Genomic DNA, 4,020 nt, shown 5'->3' with positions numbered 1-4,020 from the left:
GCCTAAATATCCCAACCCGAGCGCAAACCAGAGCGGCAAAAGCCCTTGATAGCTGGAAACCGCCACACCGAAAAGGAGACCGCAGACCAGCAGGAGAACGCCCGCGAGCATGGCCGAGCGGTCGGGAACGAGCTCGAGCAGCTTTGGCAGCGCAAGTGCCGCAAGCATCGATCCGCCACCGAAAGCGGCCAGCGCCAGTGCAGTTGCCCGCTGGGTGAGGCCGAATTCTCCCTGCACAATGACGACCGTGTTGACGATCACCATCGCGCCCGCTGCGGCGACCGCCATATTGACAGCCAGCAATCCCCGTAGACGTGGTGTCGCCAGGTAAATGCGGGTTCCGCGCGTGGTGCGCTCGTAGATGCCACGCGGCGTGGAGGGCCTTGGACTGGGGAGCATAACCGAGACAACCAGCGCAGCGGAGACCAGGAAACCGATCACAGTACCTGCGAACAGGCTGTGGAAGCTGACCACCGTCAGCAGGGCGGCGGCGAGCATCGGACTGACAAGGCTTTCCAGATCGTAGGCGAGCCGCGATAAAGAAAGCGCCCTTGTGTATCCCTTCTCGTCGGGCAAGACATCGGGAATGGTGGCTTGAAAGGTCGGCGTGAATGCAGCCGAAGCCGACTGCAGGACGAAGATGAGCACATAGACCTGCCAGACTTCGACGACGAAGGGCAGAAGCACCGCCACCGCCGCCCGGACAAGGTCCAGACTCACCAGCATCGCGCGCCGCGGCAACCGTTCGGCGAAAGCAGCAGCTACGGGCGCGACGCCGACATAGGCTATCATCTTGATGGCGAGCGCCGTCCCGAGCACCGCGCCGGCCTCACCGCCCGCCAGTTCGAATGCCAAAAGACCGAGAGCAACCGTGGCAAGGCCGGTGCCGATCAAGGCGATGACCTGAGCCGCGAAGAGATGGCGGTAGGTGCGGTTTGCAAGAATGCCAAGCACGGCCAGCCTCAGAGCAACTTTGTCATTTCTTAGGATCCATTGATCGGACACCGCAAAAGGTCGGGCCGACCCTGGCCCGGCTACCCCTCCAGAAGGCCGCTCAAGTCGTAAAGTTTCCCTCTGTGGAGTTCAACGTTCCGCGCGACAATCGCCGGCTACCGAGGCTTTGGAATATCGACGGGGCGATCGGCAACACGATCGGCTGACATCATGCGCCTCTCGGTGATCATCGATGAACGCGATCATGGCTTGAATCGGCGGTCGAGCTCCGCCTGGGCAAAATACGCGCTCGCCTTGCGCAGAATCTCGTTGGCCTGCCGAAGCTCGCGGTCCTCACGTTCCTCTTCCTCCACGCTCCGCGACAGAAAACTCGCACGCCTCAGCCCACCCGTGAAGCCCACTAGGGACCAGAACGCCTGGACCTGCTCTTGAAAATGCGATCCTGGAGGCGGTCCGTGCTGGAAATGGACCACAGGCCAGGATGTTGCGCACAGCTGCTGAGCGTCGTCTTCGGACCTTCAGCGCAAGAGCATTCGGGAGTGCTCTAGTGTGGGTCATTCACGACATTTGGTATCCGGTCACTTCGAGGCCCGCCCAAGTTTCCAGACGTAAACACCGCAAGGACGCGCGTATCTGAAGATCCAATCGGTCTCGCCGCTGTGTCATGCCATGGCGCGGATGAAACGACCCATTGTGTACTGCGGCGCTCGAGACGGCTCGCGAAACGGGGCGACCCGCAGATGCATTTTCGTGTTATGATGCGTTTGCAACACGCGTAATCTCGACCTCGGCAATATGGCAGAGGCCGAAAGCTAATTTGCCCTGGCGCAGGAAGTTTTTGCGCCCCCCAGCACAGGCTCAACTCCGAAGAGTGGGTGTGCTGCCTTTTCTTGACTGATCCGGGGCGAGGAGGTTGTCCATGTCCACGAGTAATGTCGACTGCCCGCTGCAGCCGGGCAACCGGGCACCGAATGTTGTACTCGATGCGATCTCGCGCGAAGGCAAGATCGCGCTCGATGATTTTCGAGGCCGCAGTCCGTTGTTGATCGGTTTGTTTCGAGGCCTGCACTGTCCGTTCTGCCGGCGCCATGTCGCGACGATGGCGCAACTCAAGCCGGCCCTGCGTGAGAAAGGCGTCGAATGCCTGGCGGTGGTCAACACGCCGGTCGAGCGGGCGCGGCTCTATTTCCGTTACCACCCGGCACCCGATCTTCTCGCCGCATCCGACCCGGAGCGGACCTCGCACCGTGCTTTCGGCTTGCGCGAGGTCGGGATGGACACGGTCATGGCGATACCGTTCCATCTCCCGGGCGAGTTGCCCGAGCCTATGGACGTCATGGCAATGAATGAATTTCTTAACAAGAAGGAAGGATATGAGATTACTGAAGTCGATCAGCAGGCGATGGCTTCCAGCCAGGCGCAGCTTGTCGGTCAGTTCCTAATCGACCGGGCGGGCATCGTACGCTGGAACTTCACTGAAGTTCTGGAGGATGGCCTCAACACCTTCAGAGCGCTGAATCCCGAGGAATTGATGTCGGCAGCTTCCCAAGTTTCACATTAATAGGCTGCGGAAATGGGCTGCTGAAAACTCGCTCGTCGGCCACCGTCCTGTGGTGATTCTTTGGATTTAACAATCATCGACGGAGGGCTAAAGGTCTGCCCGTAGGCTTCTTCGATCTCCATTCAACGGCCCGCGGAGCGACCTAACGCTGGAGTGAGCAAGCCTCAGCGCATGGGCTGGACGACGTCCGCTCCTTGTCGCAATCACGTCATTCCGACAGGCGCGCCATACGGCAAGTTGCCACCTAGAGCGACGTTGTCGTCATGAAGGCGTGAATCGTGGTTCGAGCCCATGAGCGGGAACCAGCAGCTCCCCAGCCGGCCAACCGATCGGTCTTGATCCGATCAGACTGCTGCATCGCGCAGCAATGCCCCGGGGGACCGGTGTGCCCGCCTTTCCGAATGGTAAGGATGGTCGGCCGGACCAGGGCACCCTATATCGACCGGATGTGACGGAGGATGACAATGGCCGACGACAAATCCAGGAGCAAGCAGGACCGCAAACCGGCCTCCGGCGAGGAGCCTTACGACGTTGCGGCTTTTGCAAGAAAATACGGCATACCGCCGAGCGAGGCCGCGACCATCATCAAGCGGTACGGGCCTTCGAGAAAGAAACTCGATGCGCATATGGCGAGCCGCAACGCCTGATCCGCGTCCGGCGGCGTCGACCCGGACCATCACCGCGGCCGGATCCATCACTGCGACTTGACCATACCGCGTGTTTCCGGTGCCTGCCGGCGCTATCGGCCGGATTCAACGCAAGGTTTCAGGAACGCAATAACTCTTTTACTTTGACGCGATACCACCTAGCGGGCAATCGTTGGGGGGTCGAATGTCGGACGGTGCATTGCGTTTTGAATGTGTCATGGAGCCAAACGGCAGATGGATGGTGTGGGACGTCAGGCTCGATCTGCCGGCCCAGTTTTCGGCGCTTGCGCTGATCGGCCTGTGTCACGACGAGGCCGTTTCGCTCTGCAGCCTCTTGAACGAGACAGGCTCCGAGACAGGCTCGAAGGAGGCCCGGCAGAGCCGGGCCTCCTGATGATTGCGCCGACTGCCGGTTAATTTCCCACTCGCTTGTAATGCTGCTTTGGCTGCAGATAGGTTTATTGGCACGGCAGGCAAATGTCGCGCGCCTGCCCGCTCGTTATTTGCGCTAAGACCGGATTTTGCCTTGATAAGCAAAGGTACTAAATTAGCTGACTCACATTGGCGAACCGGCATGACCAAAAAGTCGAACTGGAACCATCCAGCATTCTGCGGTCTCTTCGGCGGAAGCCTATGAGGCGACCTATGGAGCGCGGATTTATAGCTGTTGCTCTTATATTAGCTTAAGAGCATATTTCGTCAGCCGGCGAACTGCCCAAGCCAGTTAGGCTCGGCGCCATTCCCCTCGATCCCTTGACGCCGAGCCGCGGGGATCGGCAGCGCTGGAGGCGAACCATGCCCATGTATCTCACGAAATTCAGCTATACGCCCGAGACCTGGGCGCGCCTGATCGAAAAC

At 59.9% G+C, this 4,020-nt stretch carries 4 protein-coding genes, 1 pseudogene and 1 other annotated feature; of the genes and pseudogenes, 3 read left to right on the top strand and 2 right to left on the bottom strand.

Annotation, left to right across the window (positions count from 1 at the left end):
• Both EOA85_RS29455 and EOA85_RS29450 read right to left on the bottom strand, forming a co-directional pair.
• On the bottom strand, positions 1-954 hold a 954-nt coding region (locus tag EOA85_RS29455; protein ID WP_127212097.1), incomplete at its 3' end, for an MFS transporter.
• A gap of 178 nt (positions 955-1,132) precedes the next feature.
• Positions 1,133-1,242, bottom strand: a sequence feature (AL1L pseudoknot).
• Positions 1,171-1,307, bottom strand: a pseudogene (locus tag EOA85_RS29450) (IS3 family transposase); the annotation flags it as partial. (Overlaps the previous feature by 72 nt.)
• 566 nt (positions 1,308-1,873) lie before the next feature.
• On the opposite strand from EOA85_RS29450, the gene EOA85_RS29445 reads away from it, so the two are divergent.
• The 3 genes from EOA85_RS29445 (at position 1,874) to EOA85_RS29435 (ending at position 3,556) form a co-directional block, all read left to right on the top strand.
• Positions 1,874-2,515, top strand: a complete 642-nt coding sequence (locus EOA85_RS29445) for a peroxiredoxin-like family protein (RefSeq protein WP_127212096.1) — start codon at positions 1,874-1,876, stop codon at positions 2,513-2,515.
• 464 nt (positions 2,516-2,979) lie between these two features.
• On the top strand, positions 2,980-3,162 hold the full coding sequence (locus EOA85_RS29440) for a DUF3606 domain-containing protein (protein ID WP_127212095.1): 183 nt from the start codon (positions 2,980-2,982) through the stop codon (positions 3,160-3,162).
• 184 nt (positions 3,163-3,346) lie between these two features.
• Complete coding sequence (locus EOA85_RS29435; RefSeq protein ID WP_029351792.1) at positions 3,347-3,556, top strand: hypothetical protein; 210 nt, start codon at positions 3,347-3,349, stop codon at positions 3,554-3,556.
• Positions 3,557-4,020: the final 464 nt, after the last annotated feature.

Origin of the sequence: Mesorhizobium sp. M5C.F.Ca.IN.020.29.1.1 (genome assembly GCF_003997375.1) — a bacterium.
Lineage (GTDB): Bacteria > Pseudomonadota > Alphaproteobacteria > Rhizobiales > Rhizobiaceae > Mesorhizobium > Mesorhizobium wenxiniae.
Note: the sequence above shows the minus strand (reverse complement) of the source record. Positions and strands in the feature narration are given on the sequence as shown.

Excerpts from the sequence above, each read along its gene's own strand:
- EOA85_RS29435 (WP_029351792.1), top strand. The coding sequence starts at position 3,347 with ATGTCGGACGGTGCATTGCGTTTTGAATGTGTCATGGAGCCAAACGGC.
- EOA85_RS29445 (WP_127212096.1), top strand. The coding sequence starts at position 1,874 with ATGTCCACGAGTAATGTCGACTGCCCGCTGCAGCCGGGCAACCGGGCA.
- EOA85_RS29440 (WP_127212095.1), top strand. The coding sequence starts at position 2,980 with ATGGCCGACGACAAATCCAGGAGCAAGCAGGACCGCAAACCGGCCTCC.